The organism is Microbacterium neungamense, from assembly GCF_024971095.1.
GTDB lineage: Bacteria > Actinomycetota > Actinomycetes > Actinomycetales > Microbacteriaceae > Microbacterium > Microbacterium neungamense.
Genome location: NZ_CP069717.1, coordinates 326,871 through 348,915 on the forward strand (window position 1 = coordinate 326,871; position 22,045 = coordinate 348,915).

The window sequence follows — 22,045 nt, forward strand, 5'->3', positions numbered from 1 at the left end:
CACTCAGTGGTGGGTGATGCTCCTATGGATGTCAAGTGGTGAGGGCGGTGTAGATCTCGCGGGCGATGAGGCGTTTGAGGCAGCGGATGATGTCCTTCTTCGAGAGGCCCTCGGTGGTGCGTCGGGCGGCGTAAGCGCGGGTTCTGGGATCCCAGCGGAGCCGGCAGAGCACGATGCGGTAGAGCGCGGCGTTCGCGTGGCGGTCGCCGCCGCGGTTGAGGCGGTGTCGGTGGGTTTTGCCTGATGAGGCGGGGATGGGCGCGACGCCGCAGAGCATCGCGAATGCGGCTTCGGAACGGAGCCGGCCGGGGTTCTCGCCAGCGGTGACGAGCAGTTGCCCGGCGACATCGGCGCCGACCCCGTTGAGGGCGAGCAGCCGCGGGTTGATGTCCGCGACGAGAGGGTCGATGAGTGCGTCGAGTTCGGCGATCTCGGCGGTCAGCGACTGGTGGCGGCGTGCGAGAGCGCGCAGCGCGATCTTCGATGCCTGCTCGGGTTCGTCGGCGCGTGTGGTGTCGGGACGTGCAGCGGCACATACCTCGATCAGCTCCCGGTCTGACAGCCCCCGCAACCGTTCGCGGAGCGCGTCGGGTGCGGTGACGATGATCGCCTTCATCCGGCGTTGACAGTCGGCGCGCTGGGTCACGGCGCTGCGCCTGGCGATCCGCAGATTGCGGAGCGCTTCCACCTTCCCTGCTCGGTCCTTCGGGATCCCCGATCGTGTGCCTGCCAACGCTGCCCGGGCGGCAGCTTCCGCGTCCAGCGGGTCGGACTTACCGGCAAAGCGCCGCGACTTCCGGTCCGGTCGGTCCACTTCCCGCAGCTCGACACCCGCAGCGCGCAGGTGACGGGCAAGACCGGCACCGTATGCGCCGGTGCCCTCGATCCCCGCGATCACGAGCACACCGAACGCACACGCCCAACTCAGCAACGCGGCATAACCGGAACGATTCGCGGGGAACTGCGCGCTCCCGAGCAGCCGGCCGGTGGTGTCGATGACCGCCGCGGTGTGGGAATCGCCATGCGTGTCGATACCCGCCACGATCATGACCTGGTCCTGCTGCTCTTCTCGTGCGATGGTGGTCATCGCCGTCCCTTCCTCTCAACTCTCCGATCGGACGGCACGCACCATCCGAGAGCGAGCGGACAAGACAGTGATGGGTGCCTGCTGGCACAGGCTCCTATGAGGTCACAACCCTCGCACGGTGAGTGCATGGCAGCCCCGCAGCGATCGAACGACAGATCGCGTTCAAGACCCGTAGTCAGTCAGTCGCTGAGTCAGGACAACCGCTGCGGGGCTCCCACCACCATCATCACTGTCAGTCTCTATGCGAGGGACCACCGCGTAGGGACCACATCGCAGCGACGTTGGCAGCGTTCTACTGTCGGTGCAGCTCCGAGAATGCCCACTGCGCTCTAGCCTCTAACTACGGCTCCGTGGGGGACGTTCACCTTCTGAAACATTACGAAGGACTGGGTGTCTCCGGACATTCGGGCCGTCGAGCTGTCAGGTCAGCTGCAGCGTGGTGATGCAGGTCGCATCATCCTCGTTCATCGTTGAAATGGTCACGGTGCCCGTCCGACCCTCATGTTCGATCGTGAGCGTTGCCTTGATGCCGCGGGGCACCCAGATGCCAACGAACCCGTTGTCGTAGGTTTGCCGAACCTCGTCGAGGAGCACGTCTCCGTCTTCGCCGGTGAGGGTGACCTGGACTGCTGTGTTGGCGAGTTCGCCGAGGCAGGTGGTGAGGCTGTGGAAGTAGCAGTCGTGGGTCTGTTCCCGGTAGGGGGCGACCGAGATGTACACCTCGTCTTCGGGCATCGGCAGACGTGTCTCGCGCTTGTGGTCGTCGGTGAGCACGAGCGCATCCGGCTGCACGGATGCGATCAGATCAGTGGGTCGGTCGGCGACGGGCATCGTGTCGAGCCGTTCGATGACCTGTGCGGCGTCCAGGCCGTCAAGGTCGTGGTCCGCCAGGAAGCCGGTGTCGACGGCCTGACTGTTGGTCGAGGGCGACGCGGGTTCGTGCGAGGGTGCAGTGGCGCATCCGGTGAGGACGAGGGCGGCGGCGAGCGTCGCGGCGGCGGCGACGATCGGTTTTCGCCGGTGAGGCGCGGCGGGGTGGGGCATGGTGCGATCCTTCAAGAGTGTCGGAAGGGTCGGTGCCGGGCGCTTTCGCCGCGGCACCGACCCTGATGGTCGATCAGAGGGTGGCCAGGAGGTCCTGCATCTGCTGGATCTCGGTGGTCTGCGCGTCGATGATGGTCTGCGCGAGCTCGATGGCGTCGGGGTTGCTGCCGTCATCGACTTGCGTCTGGGCCATCTCGACCGCTCCCTCGTGATGGGCGATCATCTGTTCCAGGAACAGGCGCGATGCTTCGGGTCCGTCGGCCGATTCGAGGGCGGCCAGGTCGTCCTCGGTCATCATGCCGTCGCCGTGGTCCATGCCGTCCATCTGCTGCTCCTCGGAATCGACGCCCCAGTCGTCCAGCCACCCCTGGAGCTGTTCGATCTCGGGCGCCTGGGCGGCCTTGATCGCTTCGGCCAGTTCGATCACCTCGGGGTTGACATCCTCCTTGGCGAGGACGATGTCGCTCATCTCGATGGCCTGTTCGTGGTGCACGATCATCATCGAGGCGAACATCACGTCCGCGTCGTTGGCGTCGGCTGTCTGTTCGGACGAGCCGTGGTCCATGCCCGGCATCGAGCCCTCGTTGTCGCTTCCGGCCGAGCAGCCGGCCAGGACCAGGGCAGCAGTGAGGGCGAGTGCGGCGGTCGCCGCGGTACGAAACTTCATGAGTGTTCTCCAATATCAACAGTCGCTTCAGTGGCGCGGCACCCCGAGAGGGCACCGCGTGAATGGGAGAGGGGAACCGTCGACGCTGATGTGCGCCTGGTTCACCGATCCATCACGTGCGACTGATGCAGAGAACGTGCAGCGACGGCGCCCGAGATCGGAGCTGGTCGATGAACCGCGCCACGAGGAGCGGCCGGGGCGCGGTGTGCATCCATCCCGGCAGAAGTTGAGGCGGCGCCAGGATGAGAAGGACGAGCAGCAGTGCGAGCACACATGCCATCGCCATGCCCAGATGGTCACTACCCCCGCAGTCCGCACACGTACCACCGAGGTCACTGGCCGTGCCACCGGACTCATGGGCGCCCGCCGCGCTGTGATGGGCGCCCACGGCGTCGCTGGCGGCGACCGAGACTGTGGCGGGCGCGTGGGCGGCCGGGGTGCCGTGCAGGTTCAGCGTATGCATGGCCAGTAGCCCGAGGACGATCGCTGCCACCAGCAACCCTCCGAGCATCACACGCCGGAGGAAGCCCTGAAGACCCCTCCCGGGTTGCGCTGCCGCCGTCACCGCCATACACCGCAGTTTACCGGCCCCCGATGTGCATCTGCCGACGGCGGGAGCGATCGGCGCGGCCGAGGTCGACTGGCTCCGCGTCCGGCCGAGCAGCTTCCCACTCGGCCGTGCCCAGACTGACGGGAATACCCCTATGGGGTATTAGATTGATGGTGGAGAGTTTCCACGAAGGTCAGGAGAGCCCTATGCGTGTGTTCGCGATCCGCGACTTCCGTCACCTGTTCAGTGCGCAGATCATCGCCCTGTTCGGGACGGGGTTGGCGACCGTCGCCCTCGGTCTGCTCGCTTACGAGCTCGCCGGTCCGAGCGCGGGGGCGGTGCTTGCGACGGCGCTGACGATCAAGATGGTCATGTACGTCTTGATCGCGCCGTTGGCTGCGGCCTATGCCGACCGGCTCCCGAGGCGGATGTTCCTGACCCTGCTCGACGTGGCGCGCGCGGCCGTGGTGCTCGCTCTGCCGTTCGTCACGGAGATCTGGCAGATCTACGTTCTCATCGGGGTACTGCAGGCGGCTTCTGCTGCGTTCACGCCGACGTTCCAGGCGGTCATCCCCGATATCGTGGTCGAGGAGTCCGACTACACGCGGGCGCTGTCCGCGTCGCAGGTGGCCTACACGATGGAGAGCCTGCTCAGCCCGGTGCTCGCGGCGGTCGCTCTGACGTTCATGACGTTCAACTGGTTGTTCGTCGGCACGTCGGTAGGTTTCGTGCTCTCCGCCGTCCTGGTGCTCTCGACTCGCATCCCCAATGCGGCACCAAGCGGGCACGCGGATGCGTGGAACCGGGTCACCTCGGGCGTGAAGGTCTTCTTCGCGACTCCTCGTCTGCGCGGCGTCATGGCCCTGAACGTGGTGGTCGCCGCAGCCGGATCGATCGTGGTGGTCAATACGGTCAACTATGTCCGAGATCAACTGGGCGGCACGCAGGCCGACGTCGCCTGGATGCTTGCAGCCTCCGGCGGCGGCACACTGCTGGTCGCTTTGTTCCTGCCACGCGTGCTCGATCGGATCGCCGAGCGGGTCGTGATGATGACCGGTGCCGCAGTTCTGCTTGCTGGCGTGCTGGCGGCCGTCGCGATGACCGCCATCCAGGCGGCTTCCTGGATGATCACGGCACCGATCTGGGTGGTCATCGGCGGCGGCATGGCCTTGATCGTCACGCCCACCGGACGCGTCATCCGAGGTTCGGTCGCGAAGCGCGAGCTCCCGGCGGCCTTCGCGGCACAATTCTCACTGTCTCACTTGGCCTGGCTTGTCACCTACCCGATCGCGGGATGGGTAGGCACAGCGTCCGGCTTCACTCTCGCCTGGTCGATCCTTGCCGCTCTCGCCATCGGCGGTGCCGTCACAGCGCAGATGCTCTGGCCCCGCGAGAAGGAAACTGAGACTATCGAGGCCGCCGATGCCACCGGAGAAGGCGCGGTCGGTGACCTGGTGCTCCGTGAGGAGACCGAAGCCGCCGAAGGCACCCTCGCGGCGTCCCAGTGCGCCTGTGTGCGCACCGCATAAGCGCGCAGGTGGCGGGCGGAACGAATGCTTCCGCCCGCCACCGGCGCGTCGTGCTTGCCGAGGCGCCCGCGATCCGGCTTGTCGATCAGGGGCGAGTCGGTGCTCGCCGGTGCAGCCGAGGTATCCAGTCGCGGACGAGGCCGGTGGCGTCAATCCCTGTGAGAGCGACGAGGGTATCTCCGAGGTAGTGCGCCGTGAGCAAGGGGTCGGCGGAGACGATTTGCGTACTGGACCCCAAAGCGGGATACCCCGCTCCGACCAGGGTGTGTCCGTGGACGCGTGCGGAGAACGGCGAAGACGGCAGGTAGATGCCGGGATCGTCCTCCAGGCCGAGGTCGTGCAACAGAGTCTTGGCCGCATGGGCTCCCTGGGCGACCGAGTCGTCGCAGTGATCGATCCGGTACGGGGTCTGATCGGTGAAGGCCCCGACGACGAGGTCGAGCTCGCCGTGCTCGAGCATCCCGACCAGGGTCTCCTCGCTGCCCGGCGTCCACTCGACCTCGGCATCGATCGACTCCGCGAAGCCGGTCACGAGCTCGGCGAGGCTGCCGGTCGGCGTGCCGTCGTCGATCTCGAGGAGCCCCTTCTCGGGGGAGGCGCCCACGCGCAGCTCGCCGCCGCGCACGCGGTCCAGGGTGCCGTCGGGGTCGGTGGGGATCGAGAGGCCGCAGCCGGCCAGTGCCGCGCTGAGGACCAGGCCGACGAGCCCCGCGAGCAGGTGGCGGGGCCCGCGGCGTCTGCCGGCTCCGGCGGCGGCCCGGGTGGCGTCGGCGGATGCCGGCGTGGCCCCCGCGGATGCCCGGGCGGGCGCCCCGGAGGCCCGGCGGAAGGAGGCGAAGAGCGTGCTCACGTGCCCCAGCATCCCGTTTCCGGCGCGGGCGCGTCCCGTCCGCCGTCTGCGTCGTCTGGTTCGGGATCATGGGCGGCACGACGATGTTCTTCGAGCACGCCGGGCGGGCGATCAGCGAGGCCGGACCGCCCGAGGCCGTGCTGTTCGCCGTGCTGCACGAGCTGCCGTTCGGGACCGTGCTGTCGGTGCTGGCGATGATCTCCATCGTGCTGTTCTTCGTCACCTCCGCCGACTCCGCGTCGATCGTGATGGCCTCGATGAGCCAGCGCGGCAAGCCCGAGCCGTCCACGTGGGTGACCATCACCTGGGGCGTGCTGCTGGGCGCGGCCGCCCTGGCGCTGCTGCTGGCGGGCGGTGAGACGGCGCTGTCGGGGCTGCAGTCGATCATGGTGGTCTCGGCGCTGCCGTTCGCCCTCGTCGTGATCGGCATCATGTTCGCGTGGGCCACGGAGCTGCACACCGACCCCTACATGCTGCGACGCCGGTTCGCCCGGGCCGCGATCGCGCAGGGCGTGCGCCGGGGAATCAGCGAGCACGGCGACGACTTCGTGTTCGGGGCGACCGAGGTCGCCACGGAGGAGGGCGCCGGCGCCGGCATCGACACCGACGACCCGCCCTGACCGAGTGGTACGAGACCGCCACCGAGCAGGCGCCGGTCGTCACCGCCACCGACGTCACCCGCACGCTGGAGCCGGGACGCATCCAGCACCGAGGTCCCGAGGACCCGCACCACACCGCCTCGGGCGACGCCTCCCTCACCGTCGGCGAGGAGCGCCGCGAGTTGCGCCGGGCCCGCCGGCACCGCGACGGCGACGACCACGGCCACGACGACCACGCCGACGACCACGGCCACGACGGCGACCGCCGCGATGACGCCGGCCCCCCGTCCTCTTAGTGGGTCGCGGCGCCCCGCGTCAACCCCCGAGACGGACACCCGCGCAGGGGGCATGGTGGGCTGTGGGGGATTCTGACGTCAAGGAGGGGCCGTGGTTCTCGCCGATCTTCACCAGGTGGCGGCCGAGGCGCTGCCCGCACTGCAGCAGCTCCCCACCCGCATCACGCGCCGCGAGCCCGACCCCGGCCGGGTCGTGCGCTGGGAGCGCGTGGCATCCGAACGCTACGTCGTGTGCGACGGCGACCGGATCGCCGGCTTCGTCGACGTCGTCGGCGCGGTCTTCGTCGTGCTGCACGGCGAGCGGTACGACCGGGCGACCGAGATCGGGCAGACGCTCGTCTTCGCCGACGCGGTCGCCGCGCTCACCCGCTGAGCAGCGCCGGCGCGGGGCTGCGGCACACGCGGGTGGCCGCCGCGCCCGGATCCCCTGCCCCGCGGCATCCGTCATCCGCGCCACCCCGACGCGGCGAGCCTGCGAGAATGGAGAGTCCTGACCCCCGGAGGAGCCACGTGCAGTACATCTCCACCCGCGGCGGCATGCAGCCGCAGCCGTTCAGCGAGACGCTGCTCGAGGGACTGGCGCCCGACGGCGGCCTGGCCGTCCCCGAGCAGCTGCCGCGCGTCGACGCGGAGACCCTCGAGTCGTGGCGCGGCCTGAGCTATCCGCAGCTGGCGACCGAGGTGCTCGCCCTGTTCGCCACCGACATCCCGCGCGACGACCTGGCGCGGATGTGCGCGGAGGCGTACGCGGGCTTCCCCGAGCAGGTCGTGCCGCTGCGGTCCATCGGGGACGGGATCACCCTCGTCGGGCTGTCCGAGGGGCCGACCCTCGCGTTCAAGGACATGGCCATGCAGTTCCTCGGCCAGGTTCTCGAGTACGTGCTCGAGCGCAACGACGGGGTGCTGAACATCCTCGGCGCGACGTCCGGCGACACCGGGTCCGCCGCCGAGCACGCGCTGCGCGGCAAGGACCGGGTCTCGGTGTTCATGCTCTCGCCGCAGGGCCGGATGAGCGCGTTCCAGCGTGCGCAGATGTACTCGCTGCAGGACGAGAACATCCACAACATCGCCGTCGACGGGGTCTTCGACGACTGCCAGAACCTCGTCAAGCGCCTCGCCGGCGACCTCGAGTTCAAGCGCAGTCAGCACCTGGGCGCCGTGAACTCGATCAACCTCGCCCGCATCACCGCCCAGATCGTGTACTACTTCTGGGCCTGGCTGCGGGTGACGGATGCCGTGGAGCCCGACTTCCGCGCCGGCTTCGAGGTCTCCTTCACCGTACCGTCCGGCAACTTCGGCAACATCCTCTCCGGCTTCTTCGCCAAGGGCATGGGCCTGCCGATCCGCCGGCTCGTGCTCGCCGCGAACGAGAACAACGTGCTCGACGAGTTCTTCCGCACCGGCGTGTACCGGCCGCGCAGCGCCGCGCAGACCCTCGCGACCTCCAGCCCGTCGATGGACATCTCCAAGGCGTCCAACCTGGAGCGGTTCCTGTTCGAGCTCGTCGGCCGCGACCCCGAGCGGATGGTCGCCGTCTGGGACGACCTGGAGGCCCGCGGCCACGTCGACTTCTCCGCCGAGCAGCCGCGCTTCGCCTCCGAGTTCGGCATCGTCAGCGGCACCAGCACGCACGCCGACCGGCTCGCCACGATCCGCGCCGTGCACGAGGCCTCCGGCGAGATCATCGACCCGCACACCGCCGACGGCGTGCACGTGGCGCGGTCGTTCGTGGAGCAGGACGTGCCGATGCTCGTCCTCGAGACCGCCAAGCCGCAGAAATTCGCAGACACCATCCGCGAAGCCATCGGCGTCGATCTCGAGTTCTCGCCCGAGCTGCAGCGGATGCTGGAGGCTCCACAGCGCGTGGTGGAGATGCCGGACGACGCCGCGGCGCTGCGCGGATACATCGAGACGCACGCTCGGCACTGACGGCGAGCGGAGGGCGCGATGGACTTCGACTTCGACGACGTCGGGTTCGTCACCTCCGATCACCACTTCGGGCACGCGCGGATCATCGAGCTGTGCGACCGGCCGTTCGGCTCCGTCGAGGAGATGGACGCCGAGCTGCTCGTGCCCGGCAACCACGACCGGGTCTCCACCGCGACCCAGACCAGGGCCGCGATCGCCCGCTTCACGCCGGTGTACCAGGCGGCCGGGTGGACGGTGCTGCCCGAGACCCTGCGCGGCGGGCGCCGCGGCATCCGTCTCGCGGCGAGCCACTACCCGTACTACGGCGACTCGCACGGCGAGGACCGGTTCCGCCGGTGCCGCCCGGTCGACGACGGCACCCCGCTGCTGCACGGGCACATCCACGCGCGCGACCACGGCCCGAACCTGCGCCAGTTCCACGTCGGGGTCGACGCCTGGGACTTCGCGCCCGTGCCGATGGCGACGGTCGACGCCTGGCTCGCCGGGCTGGGAGCGGCGATCGCCTGATCCCGCGCCCCGCCCGCATCGCGTCCGGCATCCGCATTCAGGTCTAAAAGAGATAACCCTTGACTTTAGAACGCGGCCAGGCCTGTAATGGAAGCGGACGCGAGGAGGTCGCCATGACGATGCCACTGGCCTTCGACGAGAACGGGATCGACGACGAGGACGGACCGCTCAGGGCGCTCCCCGACGGCCCGGACCGGGTCCGGATCCATGCGGCGCCGCATCCGGTGGACCTCCCCGCCGCCGAGCGTGCGGGCCGCGCGTTCCTGCGCGCGCTCGGCATCGAGACGGATGCCGCGGACGCGCCAGACCTGGCCCGCACGCCGCACCGCTTCGCCGCCGCCTACGCGGAGCTGCTCAGCCCGGAGCCGTTCGACTTCACCACGTTCCCGAACCGGGAGGGCTACGACGAGATGGTGCTCGTCCGCGACATCCCGGTGCGCTCGCTCTGCGAGCACCACCTGCTGCCCTTCACCGGCATCGCGCACGTCGCCTACCTCCCCGCCGATCGCGTGGTCGGGCTCTCCAAGATCCCCCGGCTCGTCGACCACTGCGCGTGCCGCCCGCAGACGCAGGAGCGGCTGACCGTGGAGATCGCGGAGGCCCTCGCCGGCCACCTGCAGCCGCGCGGCGTCGGGGTGATCGTCGAGGCCGTGCACAGCTGCATGACGCTGCGCGGCGCCCGAGCCGCGGGCACCGCGACCAGCACCTCCGCGGTGCGAGGCGCCCTGCGCGAGGACGCCCGTTCGCGGGCGGAGTTCTTCGCGCTCGTCGACGGACGCACGCGCTGAGGCCGTGCTCGAGAAGGGACAGGACATGACCATCGCCATCGTCGGCGGCGGGCTCGCCGCCGCCACCGCCGTCACCGAGCTGCGGGAGCAGGGGTATCAGGGGGAGCTGGTGCTCTACGCCGCGGAGAACCACCTGCCCTACGAGCGCCCGCCGCTGTCGAAGGGCTACCTCCTCGGCGACGCCGACCTGCACGCCGCGAGCGTGCACGACGCCGCCTGGTACCGCGACCACGACGTGCGCCTGGAACTCGGCACCCGGGTGACGCGCCTGGATCCGGCGGCGCACACCCTCACCGCAGGGCCGGACGACCGCGAGCAGCGGTACGACCGCCTGCTCCTCGCGACCGGGTCCGCACCACGCCGCTTCGCCCTGGCCGACGAGACCGGCGACCCGGTGTACCTGCGCACCATGGAGGACAGCATCCGGCTGAAGGAGAGCCTGCGTCCCGGCGTCCGCGTCGTGATCGTGGGCGCCGGCTGGATCGGGCTCGAGGTCGCCTCCGCAGCCCGGCACGCCGGCGCCGACGTGACCGTGTTCGAGGCTGCGGAGCTCCCGCTGGTGCGCGTGCTGGGGCCGGAGGTGGCCGCCGTGTTCGCCGACCTGCACCGGCACCACGGGGTCGACCTGCGCCTGAGCAGCAAGGTCACGGCATCCGATCTCGCCGGCGGCGACCTCGTCGTCGTCGGCGTGGGGGCCGTCCCCGACACCACGCTCGCCGAGGCGGCCGGGCTCGCGGTGGCAGGCGGCGTGCTCGTGGACGCCACCCTGCGCACCTCCGACCCCGACATCTACGCCATCGGCGACGTCGCGAACCATGACCACCCGGTGCTCGGCCGCCGCATCCGGGTCGAGCACTGGGACACCGCGATCGAACAGGGCAAAGTGGCGGCGCGCAACCTGCTCGGCGGCGCGGAGCCGTACACGCGGCAGCCGTACTTCTTCACCGACCAGTACGATCTCGGCATGGAGTACGTCGGCAGCGTCCCGCCGTCCGGATACGACCGCGTGGACATCGAGGGGGACACCGACGTGGCCCACGGCGGCGCTTTCCGCGCGTACTGGATCGCCGACGGGACGGTGTGCGCGGCCATGCACGCCAACGACTGGGACGCCTCCGACGCCATCCGCGAGAGCATCGGGACGCACCGGTGACGACGGGCCCGGTCAGCGCGACCCGCATCGGCGGGCGCGACTTCGACTTCGCGCGTCAGGTGGCGGTGATGGCGGTCGTCAACCGCACGCCGGACTCGTTCTACGACCGCGGCGCGACCTTCGCGCTGGACCGGGCCGTCGGCAGCGCGCTGCGCGCCGCGGACCTCGGCGCCGACTGGGTCGACGTCGGCGGGGTGCCGTTCGGACGCGGCCCCGCGGTGTCGGTGCCGGAGGAGATCGACCGGGTCGTGCCCGTGGTGGAGGCCATCGCGCGGGAGCGGCCGGACCTGGTCGTCTCCGTCGACACCAACCGGGCGGAGGTGGCGCGGCACGCGATCGCGGCCGGAGCCGGCGTGATCAACGACACCAGCGGACTCGGCGACCCGGAGATGGCGGGCGTCGTCGCCCACGGTGGGGCGCACGTCGTGATCACGCACAGCGTCGGCCCGCCGCGGGTGGAGAAGCCCGCCGCGCACTACGGCGACGTCGTCGCCGAGGTCCGAGCCTTCCTCACCGACCGGGTCGCCCGCGCCGAGGCTGCCGGCATCCCGCGCGAGCGCCTCATCATCGATCCCGGGCACGACCTCGACAAGAACACGCTGCACTCCCTCGAACTCACCCGCCGGCTCGACGAGATCGCGGACATCGGGCTCCCGCTGCTCGTCGCGGTGTCGAACAAGGACTTCATCGGCGAGTCCATCGACCGCCCGCAGGGTCAGCGGCTGGCCGGGTCGCTGGCCGCGATGACGGCGTGCATCCTCAAGGGTGCGCGGATCGTGCGGATGCACGACGTCGCCGAGGCCGTCGACGCGGCGCGCATGGCAGAGGCCATCCTCGGGCTGCGCCCGCCGGTGCGGCTCGAGCACAACACGCATCCGACGCGCAACGTCTGAAGGCCGGGGACCTCGGAACGATCCCGAGCGCAACGTCCGAACCGCCCCGCAGAACCGAACCGTCCCGCAGAACCGAACCGTCCCGCAGAGGAGCGACATGACGCACATCGACCGCATCTGGCCCGACCCGGCATCCGACCTGAGCGACGACGACCTCCTCGCACAGACCCGCATGCCGGAGGGGCGGCGCTGGGTGCGGATGAACTTCATTTCCAGCCTGGACGGCGCCGCGACCCACGAGGGACGTTCCGGCGGGCTCGGCGACCCGGCCGACCGCCGGCTCTTCGACCTGCTGCGCCGGCCCGCCGACGTCGTGCTCCTCGGGGCCGGGACGGCACGCATCGAGGGATACGGCGGCCTGCGGCTCGACGAGCCCGCGGTGCGCTGGCGGCGGGAGCGCGGCATGCCGCCGCATCCGGTGCTGGCCCTCGTCTCGCGCCGGCTCGACCTCGACCCGGATTCGGCGGTCTTCGCCGACGCCCCGGTGCGCCCGATCGTGTGCACGGTGCCGACCGCGCCGGCCGACCGGCGGGAGGCGCTCGCGGAGGTCGCGGACCTCATCGAGACCGGCGAGCACGACGTCGACCCCCGGCGGCTGCTCGACGAGCTGGCCGATCGTGGCCTGCGCCACGTGCACAGCGAGGGCGGGCCGAGCCTGTTCGGCTCCTTCCTCGACGCCGGCGTCGTCGACGCGCTGCACCTCACCCTCGCGCCCCGGCTTGAGGGTGCCACCACGCGCCGGATCACCGACCACGGCCCCGCGGCCCCGGTGGGCATGCGGCTGGAATCCGTGCTGCGGGCCGGGAGCGAGCTGCTGCTGCATTACGTCAGGGAGTGAGCCGGCGCGGGGGAGCGGATCACTCGACGAGCTTCCCCGCCGTGTCCACCTCGCGGACCAGCCGGGCGACCTCCTCCGGCACCGCGGGGATCTCCTCACGGGTGACGCCGGTGGCGGGCGACCAGACGAGGTTCACCTGCAGCTGCGGGTCGAGGTCGGGGAAGTCGCTGCGGTTGTGGCATCCGCGGGTCTCCCGCCGCTCCCGCGCGGCCGCGAGCGTCGCGCGAGCGGCCAGCGCGGACGCTTTCAGGTCGAACGCGTGGGCGAGGTCCTGGAAGCCCGCGATGTCGGGATGGATGCCGATGTCGTGCATCCGCTCCTCGATCGCGTCCAGTTCGGCGAGCCCCGCCCGCAGGCCCTCCTCGGACCGGACCACGCCGGCGTGCGCGGTCATCGTGTTGCGGATCGCGCGCTGCAGCGCCCGCACGTTCTCGCGGCCGTCGGCGGCGAGGAGGTCGTCGATCTCCCGCCGCGCCTGGGCGACGGCTGCGGGCGAGCGGCGCTGCGCGTCGAGGGAGGCCGCATGCTCGATCGCCGCCCGGCCGACGAGCCGGCCGTAGACGAGCAGCTCGATGAGAGAGTTGCCGCCGAGCCGGTTCGCACCGTGCAGCCCGCTGGAGGCCTCTCCGATCGCGTAGAGCCCGTCGACGTCGGTGCCGTGGTCCTCGGAGCGCACCCCACACCCCGCCCATGGAGTAGTGCGCCGTCGGGGCGACCTCGATCGGCTCGGCGGTGATGTCGAGCATCTGCAGCTCGAGCATGGTCTGGTAGACGCGCGGCAGCCGGTTCATGATCGTCTCGCGCCGCAGGTGCGAGACGTCGAGCCACACGCCCCCCTTCTCGGTGCCGCGCCCCTCGCTGATCTCGGTGTACGCGGCGAGGGCCACGCGGTCGCGGGTGGACAGCTCCATCCGCTCGGGGTCGTAGCGCTCCATGAAGCGCTCGCCGAGCGCGTTGCGCAGGATCCCGCCCTCGCCGCGGGCGGCCTCGGAGATCAGCGTGCCCGCCGCGTTCTCCGGCTCGATGATCCCGGACGGGTGGAACTGCACCAGTTCCGGGTCGCGCAGCCCGGCGCCGGCGTCGACCGCGAGGCGGAAGGAATCGCCGGTGTTCTCGTCGCGGCGCGACGACGTGCGCCGCCAGATCCGGTTGTGCCCTCCCGCGGCGAGGATCACGGCATCCGCGTGGATGAGGAGGCGGGTGCCGTCGCTCTGGTCGAAGCCGTACGCCCCGAAGACCACGTTGTCGCGCACCAGGATGCGGGTGATGTAGACGCCGTCGAGGATCGGCACCCCCAGGTGCTCGGCCCGGCGCACCAGGGTGCGCTGGATCTCGAGCCCGGTGTAGTCGCCGGCGAACGCGGTGCGGCGGTAGGTGTGCGCCCCGAAGAAGCGCTGCGAGATGCGCCCGTCGTCCTCGCGGGGAAGAATAGCTAGGAACCGCGTTTCGATAACTCCAATGAATTGTGCCACTGGTGACGATACGGCTATGGTATCGACATGAACCTGGAGCAGCTGCGGAGCTTCGTCGAGGTCGCGCACCTCGGGCACTTCACCCGGGCCGCCGAACTGCTGCATGTGACACAGCCCTCCCTGAGCCGACAGATCTCGACCCTGGAGCAGGAGCTCGGCTCGGAGCTGTTCCACCGGGCGCGCGGCAACATCCGGCTGACCGCCGCAGGCGAGGCGCTGCTGCCGCGGGCGAAGCGGATGCTCGCGGATGCCGACGCGATCCGCGCGGAGATGGCGGAGCTCGCCGGGCTGCAGCGCGGCCGCGTGCGGCTGGGCGCCCCGCCGACGCTGTGCGTGAGCCTGGTCGCCGAGGCGATGAGCACGTTCCGTGCGGCGCATCCGGGCGTGGATCTGCAGCTGACCGAGGGCGGGTCGAATCTGCTGATCGAACAGCTCGCCGGCGGCGTGCTGGACCTGGCGCTCATCACCGCGTCGGCAGGGATGCCGGCATCCGGGACGGCGCTGGTGCGCGTGCCGCTGCTCACCGAGGAGCTCGTGGTCGTCTCGTCCGCGGCCCAGCCGCCCGTGGCCGAGGGCGAGACCGTCGACCTCCGGCGCCTGGCCGGGCTGCCGCTGATCGCGTTCCCCGGAAGTTACGCGCTGCGCGCCGTGACGGATGCCGTCTTCCGGGCGGCCGCGCTGACCCCGTCGATCGTCGTCGAGGGTGCGGAGATGGACACCGTGCTGCGGTTCGTCGAGCGCGGTCTCGGCGTCGCGGTGGTGCCGGCGATGGTGCTCCTCGACCGGCCCGGGCTCCGGTCGGTGCGGCTGGTGGAGCCGACGCTGACCCGCACCGTGAGCCTCGCGCACCGGTCGGACATCACCTCCACGCGGGCCGCCGCCGCGATGCACCGCGTCCTCGTCAGCACCGCGCGGGAGCTCGCCGAGCGGGCCCCGGAGCGGATGCGAGCGGCGGAGGCGCACGCCTGAACCGGAGCGTCGGGCGTCAGGCGCAGGTTCTCTCGCGTCAGTTGTCGATCGCGATCATCCACGCGATCCCGAACCGATCGACGAGCATGCCGAACTCGCCGCCCCACGGTGCGGGCTCCAGGGGCAGGGTCACCGTCGCGCCGTCGCTGAGCCCGGTCCAGATCGCGTGCAGCCGGTCGCTCTCGGATCCGCTGACCGACACCGAGACGCCCTGCGGCTCCCGATACTCCATGCCGCCCGGCGTGTCGGACGCCATCAGCACCATGCCGTCGTCGGTGGTGAGCTGTCCGTGCATGACGAGCTCGCTCTCGCTCGGGTCGTAGCCCATGTCGGGCATGGAGCCGAAGGTCATGATGTCGAGCGAGCCGCCGAGCACGTTCTGGTAGTACTCGAGGGCCACGCGGGCGTTGTCGCGGAACGTGAGGTAGGGGTTGAGGGTGGGCACGTCGGGCTCCTTCGACGAACGGATGCCGCGGCAGGCCGTCGCGGCACGCTCAGTCTCATCCCGGGGGCGGGGCGGCGCAACCCTTCGTCGCCGCCGCATCCGGGTCCGGCGGAGCCGTTGTTCACGCCGCCATCCATCGAGACTACTGTCCTGGCATGAGACTGCACGACAGCCGTGAGGTTTCGTGCTGAAAGATAAGTCTCGTCGGCGGGGCGGTGCGCGGGCTACTCGCGGAGTTCGGCCGGCGGGTTGTGCATGAACTCGATGCGGATGCCGTTGTCGTCCTCGACGAACGAGGCGTAGTACCGGTCCGAGAACCGGGGGTACGGCTTCGGCTCGCGCACCACGTGCCAGCCGGCGTCGACCGCGACCCGGTGCAGACGGTCCACCTCGTCGCGGGAGTCCATCGCGAACGCGAGGTGCTGCCAGCCGACCCGTCCGTGCCGGTGCGGTCCGGAGTCTGTCTCGCGCGGGGCGTAGATGATGATCTCGGTCTCGTCGCCGCAGTGCCACGAGATCCCGCCCTCCTCCTCGGTGCCGAGCGTGTACCCGAGAGCCTCGATCACCGGGCCGAACTGCGCGTGTCCCCGCTCGATGTCGTCCACCGTGATGCCCAGATGATCCACAAGCGCCATGCATCCAGTCTGCGCGATCCCCCGGGCGCGGGAGGAACCGCCGCGCCTGGCGGTCTCGCCTGGCGCGGGCAGCGGGTCTCAGTGCGGGGCGTGGTACTCCGCCTCGCCGCGCTTCCAGTAGCCCTTCACGACCGCATTCGCCGGGTCGACGCCCCAGCGCTCCAGCAGTGCACGCCCCGGCTTGACGATCTGCTGCTCGGCGGCGATGAAGCAGAACGGGTCCGCGCCGACGGCATCCGTCGCGCCGAGCCCCTCGAGGAAGGCGATCAGCGCCGAGCCGGCCGGCGCGTCGCCGCGGTGCAGCCACTCGATCGCGACCGGGGCGTCGATGTCGACCTCGTCCGCGGGAGTCGCCGTCTCCACGACGATGCGCGCGGGGGCATCCGCGGGGATGAGCGCGGCGAAGCGCCGGATCGCCGGGATCGCCGTCTCGTCGCCGACGAGCAGCCACGATGAGGGCGTGCCGGTCAGCACCGCAGAGCCGCGCGGGCCGCCCACGCCGATCACGGAGCCGATCTCCGCCGTGGCCGCCCAGCGTGCGGCCACGCCCTCGTCGCCGTGCACCGCGAATTCGACGTCGAGCCAGTCCTCGCCCCACGCGAGCGGGGTGTACTCGCGGCTCGGCGCGGCCCGCATCTCCTCGATCGAGGACACCGGGCCCTCCGGGAAGAACAGCCGCATGTGGTCGTCCGCGCCCAGCGAGGCGAAGCCCGCCAGCTCCGGTCCGGTCAGTTGGACGCGCACGTAGTTGGGCGCGAGCCACTCCCGTGCGCCCAGTGCCACGGAGCGGAAGCGGAGATCGAGGCCGCGGCGCTCGAGCGAGAAGCCGGATTTCGTGGATCTCATAAAGTAAGGCTAACCTACATTCGAGTCGCGGCGGGGTCGCCTCGCACCGGCTCGATCGGCGCTCTTCGCGCACCAACACACAGCAGAACAGGAGTCTCTCCATGTCCGTGCCCAGAATCCTCACCGCCACCGGTCTCGGTCTCGTGACCGTTCTCGCCCTCGCCGGCTGCTCCGGTCAGGCGGCCACCGAACCCGAAGAGAGCACGCCCGCGGCGGGCACGGTCACGGTGGAGGACAACAACGGCACGCAGAAGATCGCGGCGCCCCCGGCATCCGTCGTCGCCACCGACAACCGCACCTTCCAGACCCTGTCCGACTGGGGCATCGAGCTCTCGGCAGCCGCCGTCTCGCTGATGCCGGACACCGTCGGCTACGTCGACGACGAGGGCATCGTCGACCTGGGCACGCATAACGAGCCCGACCTCGAGGCCGTCGTCGCCGCCGACCCCGACCTCATCATCAACGGGCAGCGCTTCGCCCAGTACCACGCCGACTTCGAGGAGCTCGTGCCGGACGCGACCGTGCTCGAGCTCGACCCCCGCGAGGGCGAGCCGTTCGACGCCGAGCTGAAGCGGCAGGTCACCGTGCTCGGTGAGATCTTCGGCAAGCAGGACGAGGCGAAGAGGCTCGTCGACGACTTCGAGGCCGCCATCGAGCGTGCGAAGAAGGCGTACGACGACGCCGACACGGTCATGGCCGTCACCACCTCCGGCGGGCAGATCGGCTACATCGCCCCCGCGGTCGGCCGCACCCTCGGCCCCGTGTTCGACATCCTCGGTCTCACCCCGGCGCTCGAGGTGCCGGAAGCGACCGACGACCACCAGGGCGACGACATCTCCGTGGAAGCCATCGCCGAGGCGAACCCGGACTGGATCCTGGTGATGGACCGCGACGCGGTCTTCGCCGATGAGACCCCCGACTACGTGCAGGCCGCCGAGATCCTGGAAGGCACCGAGGCACTCGCATCCGTCACCGCCGTGCAGGAGAGCCAGATCGTGTACATGCCGACGGACACCTACCTCAACGAGGGCATCCAGACCTACACGACGTTCCTCAACGACTTCGCCGACGCCCTCGAGAAGGCCGCGAAGAAGAAGTGATCCCGCCGGCGGCGGCATCCGGCACAGCCCCGGATGCCGCCGCCGCGGCGTCCTCAGCATGACCGCCACCACCGCATCGCCGTCCCGCCGCACCGGGCGGCTCGTCGACGCCCGGCTCCTCGTCGGGGTCCTCGTCGTCGCCGCGCTCCTCGTCCTCTCCCTGTTCACCGGCGTGTACGACATCGCCGGGGCCGCGGACGGCGCGGAGATGTTCCAGATCACCCGCGTCCCGCGCACGATCGCCCTCGTCCTCGCCGGAGCCGCCATGGCGATGTCGGGGCTCGTGATGCAGCTGCTCACGCAGAACCGCTTCGTCGAGCCGACGACGACCGGCACCACCGAGTGGGCGGGCCTCGGGCTGCTCGCCGTCATGGTGCTCGTCCCGCAGCCGTCGATCCCGCTCCGGATGGCGGGCGCCGTGCTGGCGGCCTTCCTCGGAACCATGGTGTTCTTCCTGTTCCTGCGCCGGGTGTCGCTGCGCTCCTCCCTGATCGTCCCGATCGTCGGCATCATGCTCGGCGCCGTCGTCGGCGCGGTCTCCACCTACCTCGCCCTGGCCACCAACACGCTGCAGAGCCTGGGCATCTGGTTCGCCGGCAGCTTCACCTCGGTGCTGCGAGGTCAGTACGAGCTGCTGTGGATCGTGGCCGCCGCCGGCGCGGTCGTCTTCGTCGTCGCCGACCGGCTCACCGTCGCCGGCCTCGGCGAGGAGATCGCGACCAGCATCGGGCTGAACTACGACCGGATCATCCTGCTCGGCACCGTGCTCATCGCGGTGGCGACCGGGGTGGTCACCGTCGTCGTCGGCAACCTGCCCTTCCTCGGGCTGATCGTGCCGAACATCGTCTCGATGGTCCGCGGCGACGACCTGCGCAGCAACCTGCCCTGGGTCTGCCTGCTCGGCATCGCGATCGTCACCGTGTGCGACCTGATCGGCCGCACGATCATCATGCCGTTCGAGGTGCCCGTGTCCCTGATCCTCGGCGTCGTCGGCGCCGCCGTGTTCATCCTGCTCCTGCTGAGGCAGCGTCGTCGTGCCTAGGCCCGTCACCGCCACCGGCATGCTCGCTCCGTCCGGCGTCCTCGCGCGGGCATCCGGCCCGCTCTCCGCGCCCGGAGCGCGACGGCGCTACGCCCTCGTGCTCACCGTGCTCATCCTGGCCGCCGCCGGCTTCGCGTTCGCGCTGCTCGCCGGGGACAATCCGATGCCGGTCGGCTCGGAGGGCTTCTGGCGCATCGCGCATCGCCGGCTCACGAACGTGACGGTGATGGCGATCGTCGCCGTCTGCCAGGCGGTGGCGACGGTCAGCTTCCAGACCGTGACGACGAACCGCATCATCACGCCGTCGATCATGGGCTTCGAGTCCCTCTACCGGGCGGTGCAGACCTCGTCGGTGTACTTCTTCGGGGTCGCCGGCCTCGTGGCCATCCAGGGCCTGTGGCAGTTCGGGCTGCAGATCGCGCTCATGGTGGGTCTGGCCATGCTGCTCTACGGCTGGCTGCTGTCCGGCCGCTACGCGAACCTGCAGATCATGCTGCTGATCGGCATCGTCCTCGGCGGGGGCCTGGGCGCGGTGGCCACGTTCATGCAGCGGCTGCTCACGCCCAGCGAGTTCGACGTGCTCGCGGCGCGCCTGTTCGGGAACATCTCCAACGCCGACGCCTCCCTCCTGCCGCTGGCCGTCCCGCTCTGCGCGGGGGCATCCGCTCTGCTGTGGATGCGTGCGCGGCGTCTGAACATCATGGCGCTGGGGGCCGACACCGCCCGGGCCCTCGGCGTCGACCACCGCAGGGAGCTCATGATCGTGCTGTTCCTCGTGGCGGTGCTGATGGCGACCTCCACCGCCCTGGTCGGCCCGATGACCTTCCTCGGCTTCCTGGTCGCGACGCTCGCCTACCAGGTCGCCGACACCTACGACCATCGGCTGGTGTTCCCGGTCGCGGTGCTCATCGCGTTCACGATCATCGCCGGCGCGTACGTCGTGATGCGCACCATCTTCTCCGCGCAGGGCGTCGTCTCGATCGTCATCGAGCTCGTCGGCGGCCTCGTGTTCCTCATCGTCATCCTCCGGAAGGGGCGACTGTGATCACCATCGACGGCGTGCGCCGCAACTACAGCACCGAGGTCGCGATCGGTCCCGTGGACCTGAGGATCCCGACCGGCGGCATCACCGCGCTGATCGGGCCCAACGGCGCCGGCAAGTCGACGCTGCTGACCATGATCGGCCGGCTGATGGGGATGGACGCCGGCAGCATCGAGATCGCCGGCTACGACGTGACCTCGACGAAGTCGGCGGACCTGGCGAAGATCGTCTCGATCCTGCGACAGGAGAACCACTTCATCACCCGCCTCACCGTGCGCCAGCTCGTCGGCTTCGGGCGCTTCCCGTATTCGAAGGGGCGGCTGAACCGGGCCGACGAGGAGATCATCAGCCGCGCGATCGACTTCCTCGACCTGCGTGAGCTGGAGGACCGCTACCTGGACGAGCTCTCCGGCGGGCAGCGGCAGCGGGCGTACGTCGCGATGGTGCTCGCGCAGGACACCGAGTTCGTGCTGCTGGACGAGCCGCTGAACAACCTCGACATGAAGCACGCTGTGCAGATGATGAAGCACCTGCGCCGGGCCGCCGAGGAGCTCGGGCGCACCATCGTCATCGTGCTGCACGACATCAACTTCGCCGGGCACTACGCCGATCACATCTGCGCCATGAAGGACGGCGGGGTGGTCGAGTTCGGGCGGCCGGAGGAGATCATGACGGATGCCGTGCTCACCCGCGTCTTCGACACCGAGGTGCGGGTCGTCGAGGGGCCGTCGGGGCCGCTCGCGGTGTACTACTGAGTCGCGCTCAGCGGCGGCGGTGGTCCTCCGGAGCCAGCCGGGGCGCGCGCCGGGGCTCGGAGACGCCGGATGCCAGGATGAGCCGGATCACCCGCTGACGGTGGCCCTTCCACGGGGCGAGCAGCTCGAGCATCCCGGCGTCGTCGGTGCGCTGCCCGGTGAGGGCGTAGCCCACCTGGTGCGCGAGATGGAAGTCGCCGACGCTCACCGCATCCGGGTCGCCCAGAGCGCGCACCCGCGTCTCCGCCGAGGTCCACGGGCCGATGCCGTGCAGGCTGGTCAGCACGCGGTCGCGCTCCTCGCCGGTCGCGGCCGCGCGGACCGCGCGCTCGATGCTGGGTCCGCGCATCGCGGCGGCGGTCAGGGTGCGCGACTGCGGCGGCTGCACCCCGGCGCGATGCCACGCCCAGGACGGGATGCGGTACCAGACCTCGGGTGCCGGTGCGGCGAACAGGGGCCGCGGCGTCGGCCCAGGGGCGCGCTCCCCGTAGCTGGAGACGAGCCGGCGCCACGCGCCGAACGCCTGCATGGTGGTGACCTTCTGCTCGAGGATCGAGCAGGCCAGCGCGTCGAAGACACGGTCGGTCCGGCCCAGCCGCATCCCCGGGTTCCGCCGTGCCGCGTCAGCGAGAAGCGGATGCCGGGACACGTCGAATCCGGTCGGATCGTCGTCGGCGCCGCACAGGCGCGGCACGCGATCCAGCGCCTCGCCGGCGCCGGGACCCCAGGCGATGGCGCGGATCTCGCCGCGCGCGGCGCGCAGTTGGAGGGTGGCGATGCCGGCGGCGGTGCGGAACGCCATCCAGATCGCGGGGCCGTCGATCACCATCGTGGGGTCGGTGCCGCCGCGTCGCAGTCTCCCGACGGTGCTGATCAGATCGACCGGATGTGGCGGGCGGTAGACGGCGTGGCGTGCGGGCGTCACGGCCCGCGGCGCAGCATCCGAGGGCGCAGCTGCCTGGGGCGCAGCATCCGCCATCAACGTCATGCGCTCACCCTACGCGCCGCG

Annotated in this window: 23 protein-coding genes and 1 pseudogene; 14 read left to right on the top strand and 10 right to left on the bottom strand. The window is 70.6% G+C overall.

What is annotated here, in order from left to right:
* Window positions 1-31 precede the first annotated feature (31 nt).
* The 4 genes from JSY13_RS01580 to JSY13_RS01595 all read right to left on the bottom strand — a co-directional run bounded on the left by JSY13_RS01580 (window position 32) and on the right by JSY13_RS01595 (window position 3,369).
* Window positions 32-1,087: an IS110 family RNA-guided transposase gene (locus JSY13_RS01580; protein ID WP_432806392.1), complete on the bottom strand. Its 1,056-nt coding sequence runs from the start codon at window positions 1,085-1,087 to the stop codon at window positions 32-34.
* 420 nt (window positions 1,088-1,507) lie between these two features.
* Window positions 1,508-2,131 (bottom strand): CueP family metal-binding protein, encoded by a 624-nt coding sequence (locus JSY13_RS01585; RefSeq protein WP_259607266.1) that lies wholly within the window; start codon window positions 2,129-2,131, stop codon window positions 1,508-1,510.
* A 73-nt stretch (window positions 2,132-2,204) separates the two neighbouring features.
* Window positions 2,205-2,798 (bottom strand): DUF305 domain-containing protein, encoded by a 594-nt coding sequence (locus JSY13_RS01590; RefSeq protein WP_259607267.1) that lies wholly within the window; start codon window positions 2,796-2,798, stop codon window positions 2,205-2,207.
* Between the two features lie 112 nt (window positions 2,799-2,910).
* Window positions 2,911-3,369 carry a DUF6153 family protein gene (locus JSY13_RS01595; protein WP_259607268.1) on the bottom strand — a complete coding sequence of 153 codons (459 nt, stop codon included), beginning with the start codon at window positions 3,367-3,369 and terminating at the stop codon, window positions 2,911-2,913.
* A gap of 185 nt (window positions 3,370-3,554) precedes the next feature.
* Here JSY13_RS01595 and JSY13_RS01600 point away from each other — a divergent pair, with 185 nt between their 5' ends.
* Window positions 3,555-4,877 (top strand): MFS transporter, encoded by a 1,323-nt coding sequence (locus tag JSY13_RS01600; RefSeq protein WP_259607269.1) that lies wholly within the window; start codon window positions 3,555-3,557, stop codon window positions 4,875-4,877.
* A gap of 85 nt (window positions 4,878-4,962) precedes the next feature.
* Here JSY13_RS01600 and JSY13_RS01605 read toward each other — a convergent pair whose 3' ends face one another.
* Window positions 4,963-5,727: a transglycosylase SLT domain-containing protein gene (locus tag JSY13_RS01605; protein WP_259607270.1), complete on the bottom strand. Its 765-nt coding sequence runs from the start codon at window positions 5,725-5,727 to the stop codon at window positions 4,963-4,965.
* Between the two features lie 68 nt (window positions 5,728-5,795).
* Here JSY13_RS01605 and JSY13_RS01610 point away from each other — a divergent pair, with 68 nt between their 5' ends.
* The 8 genes from JSY13_RS01610 to JSY13_RS01645 all read left to right on the top strand — a co-directional run bounded on the left by JSY13_RS01610 (window position 5,796) and on the right by JSY13_RS01645 (window position 12,730).
* Window positions 5,796-6,347, top strand: a complete 552-nt coding sequence (locus tag JSY13_RS01610; protein ID WP_259607271.1) for a BCCT family transporter — start codon at window positions 5,796-5,798, stop codon at window positions 6,345-6,347.
* Between the two features lie 366 nt (window positions 6,348-6,713).
* Window positions 6,714-6,995 (top strand): hypothetical protein, encoded by a 282-nt coding sequence (locus tag JSY13_RS01615; protein WP_259607272.1) that lies wholly within the window; start codon window positions 6,714-6,716, stop codon window positions 6,993-6,995.
* Window positions 6,996-7,132: 137 nt separating this feature from the next.
* Complete coding sequence (gene thrC, locus JSY13_RS01620) at window positions 7,133-8,551, top strand: threonine synthase (RefSeq protein WP_259607273.1); 1,419 nt, start codon at window positions 7,133-7,135, stop codon at window positions 8,549-8,551.
* An 18-nt stretch (window positions 8,552-8,569) separates the two neighbouring features.
* A complete protein-coding gene (locus tag JSY13_RS01625) occupies window positions 8,570-9,058 on the top strand; it encodes a metallophosphoesterase family protein (RefSeq protein ID WP_259607274.1) in 489 nt (162 codons plus the stop codon).
* Window positions 9,059-9,171: 113 nt separating this feature from the next.
* The gene (folE, locus tag JSY13_RS01630; protein WP_259607275.1) at window positions 9,172-9,846 is read left to right on the top strand and encodes a GTP cyclohydrolase I; all 675 of its coding nucleotides are present in this window, start codon (window positions 9,172-9,174) and stop codon (window positions 9,844-9,846) included.
* Window positions 9,847-9,871: 25 nt separating this feature from the next.
* Complete coding sequence (locus JSY13_RS01635; protein ID WP_259607276.1) at window positions 9,872-10,999, top strand: NAD(P)/FAD-dependent oxidoreductase; 1,128 nt, start codon at window positions 9,872-9,874, stop codon at window positions 10,997-10,999.
* On the top strand, window positions 10,996-11,892 hold the full coding sequence (gene folP, locus JSY13_RS01640) for a dihydropteroate synthase (protein ID WP_432806427.1): 897 nt from the start codon (window positions 10,996-10,998) through the stop codon (window positions 11,890-11,892). Before JSY13_RS01635 ends, folP begins: the two co-directional genes overlap by 4 nt.
* Window positions 11,893-11,989: 97 nt before the next feature.
* Window positions 11,990-12,730 (top strand): pyrimidine reductase family protein, encoded by a 741-nt coding sequence (locus JSY13_RS01645; RefSeq protein ID WP_259607277.1) that lies wholly within the window; start codon window positions 11,990-11,992, stop codon window positions 12,728-12,730.
* Between the two features lie 19 nt (window positions 12,731-12,749).
* Here JSY13_RS01645 and JSY13_RS01650 read toward each other — a convergent pair.
* A pseudogene (locus JSY13_RS01650) lies at window positions 12,750-14,151 on the bottom strand (FAD-binding protein); the annotation flags it as partial.
* Window positions 14,152-14,229: 78 nt separating this feature from the next.
* On the opposite strand from JSY13_RS01650, the gene JSY13_RS01655 reads away from it, so the two are divergent.
* Window positions 14,230-15,171, top strand: a complete 942-nt coding sequence (locus JSY13_RS01655; protein WP_259607278.1) for a LysR family transcriptional regulator — start codon at window positions 14,230-14,232, stop codon at window positions 15,169-15,171.
* Between the two features lie 37 nt (window positions 15,172-15,208).
* Here JSY13_RS01655 and JSY13_RS01660 read toward each other — a convergent pair whose 3' ends face one another.
* From JSY13_RS01660 to JSY13_RS01670, 3 genes are all read right to left on the bottom strand, one after another.
* The gene (locus JSY13_RS01660) at window positions 15,209-15,616 is read right to left on the bottom strand and encodes a VOC family protein (protein ID WP_259607279.1); all 408 of its coding nucleotides are present in this window, start codon (window positions 15,614-15,616) and stop codon (window positions 15,209-15,211) included.
* 224 nt (window positions 15,617-15,840) lie between these two features.
* A complete protein-coding gene (locus JSY13_RS01665; protein WP_259607280.1) occupies window positions 15,841-16,251 on the bottom strand; it encodes a VOC family protein in 411 nt (136 codons plus the stop codon).
* Window positions 16,252-16,329: 78 nt separating this feature from the next.
* On the bottom strand, window positions 16,330-17,097 hold the full coding sequence (locus JSY13_RS01670) for a siderophore-interacting protein (protein ID WP_259607281.1): 768 nt from the start codon (window positions 17,095-17,097) through the stop codon (window positions 16,330-16,332).
* A gap of 101 nt (window positions 17,098-17,198) precedes the next feature.
* Between JSY13_RS01670 and JSY13_RS01675 the strand changes: the two genes are divergently transcribed.
* The 4 genes from JSY13_RS01675 to JSY13_RS01690 are packed head-to-tail and all read left to right on the top strand — an operon-like array spanning window position 17,199 to window position 21,036.
* On the top strand, window positions 17,199-18,197 hold the full coding sequence (locus JSY13_RS01675; protein WP_259607282.1) for a siderophore ABC transporter substrate-binding protein: 999 nt from the start codon (window positions 17,199-17,201) through the stop codon (window positions 18,195-18,197).
* Window positions 18,198-18,255: 58 nt separating this feature from the next.
* Window positions 18,256-19,239, top strand: coding sequence for an ABC transporter permease (locus JSY13_RS01680; protein ID WP_259607283.1), 984 nt, complete (start codon window positions 18,256-18,258; stop codon window positions 19,237-19,239).
* Window positions 19,240-19,258: 19 nt separating this feature from the next.
* Window positions 19,259-20,284, top strand: a complete 1,026-nt coding sequence (locus JSY13_RS01685; RefSeq protein ID WP_259608238.1) for an iron chelate uptake ABC transporter family permease subunit — start codon at window positions 19,259-19,261, stop codon at window positions 20,282-20,284.
* On the top strand, window positions 20,281-21,036 hold the full coding sequence (locus JSY13_RS01690; protein ID WP_259607284.1) for an iron ABC transporter ATP-binding protein: 756 nt from the start codon (window positions 20,281-20,283) through the stop codon (window positions 21,034-21,036). Before JSY13_RS01685 ends, JSY13_RS01690 begins: the two co-directional genes overlap by 4 nt.
* A gap of 7 nt (window positions 21,037-21,043) precedes the next feature.
* Here the strand turns inward: JSY13_RS01690 and JSY13_RS01695 are convergent, their stop codons facing one another.
* A complete protein-coding gene (locus JSY13_RS01695; RefSeq protein ID WP_259607285.1) occupies window positions 21,044-22,024 on the bottom strand; it encodes a DNA-3-methyladenine glycosylase family protein in 981 nt (326 codons plus the stop codon).
* Window positions 22,025-22,045 lie beyond the last annotated feature (21 nt).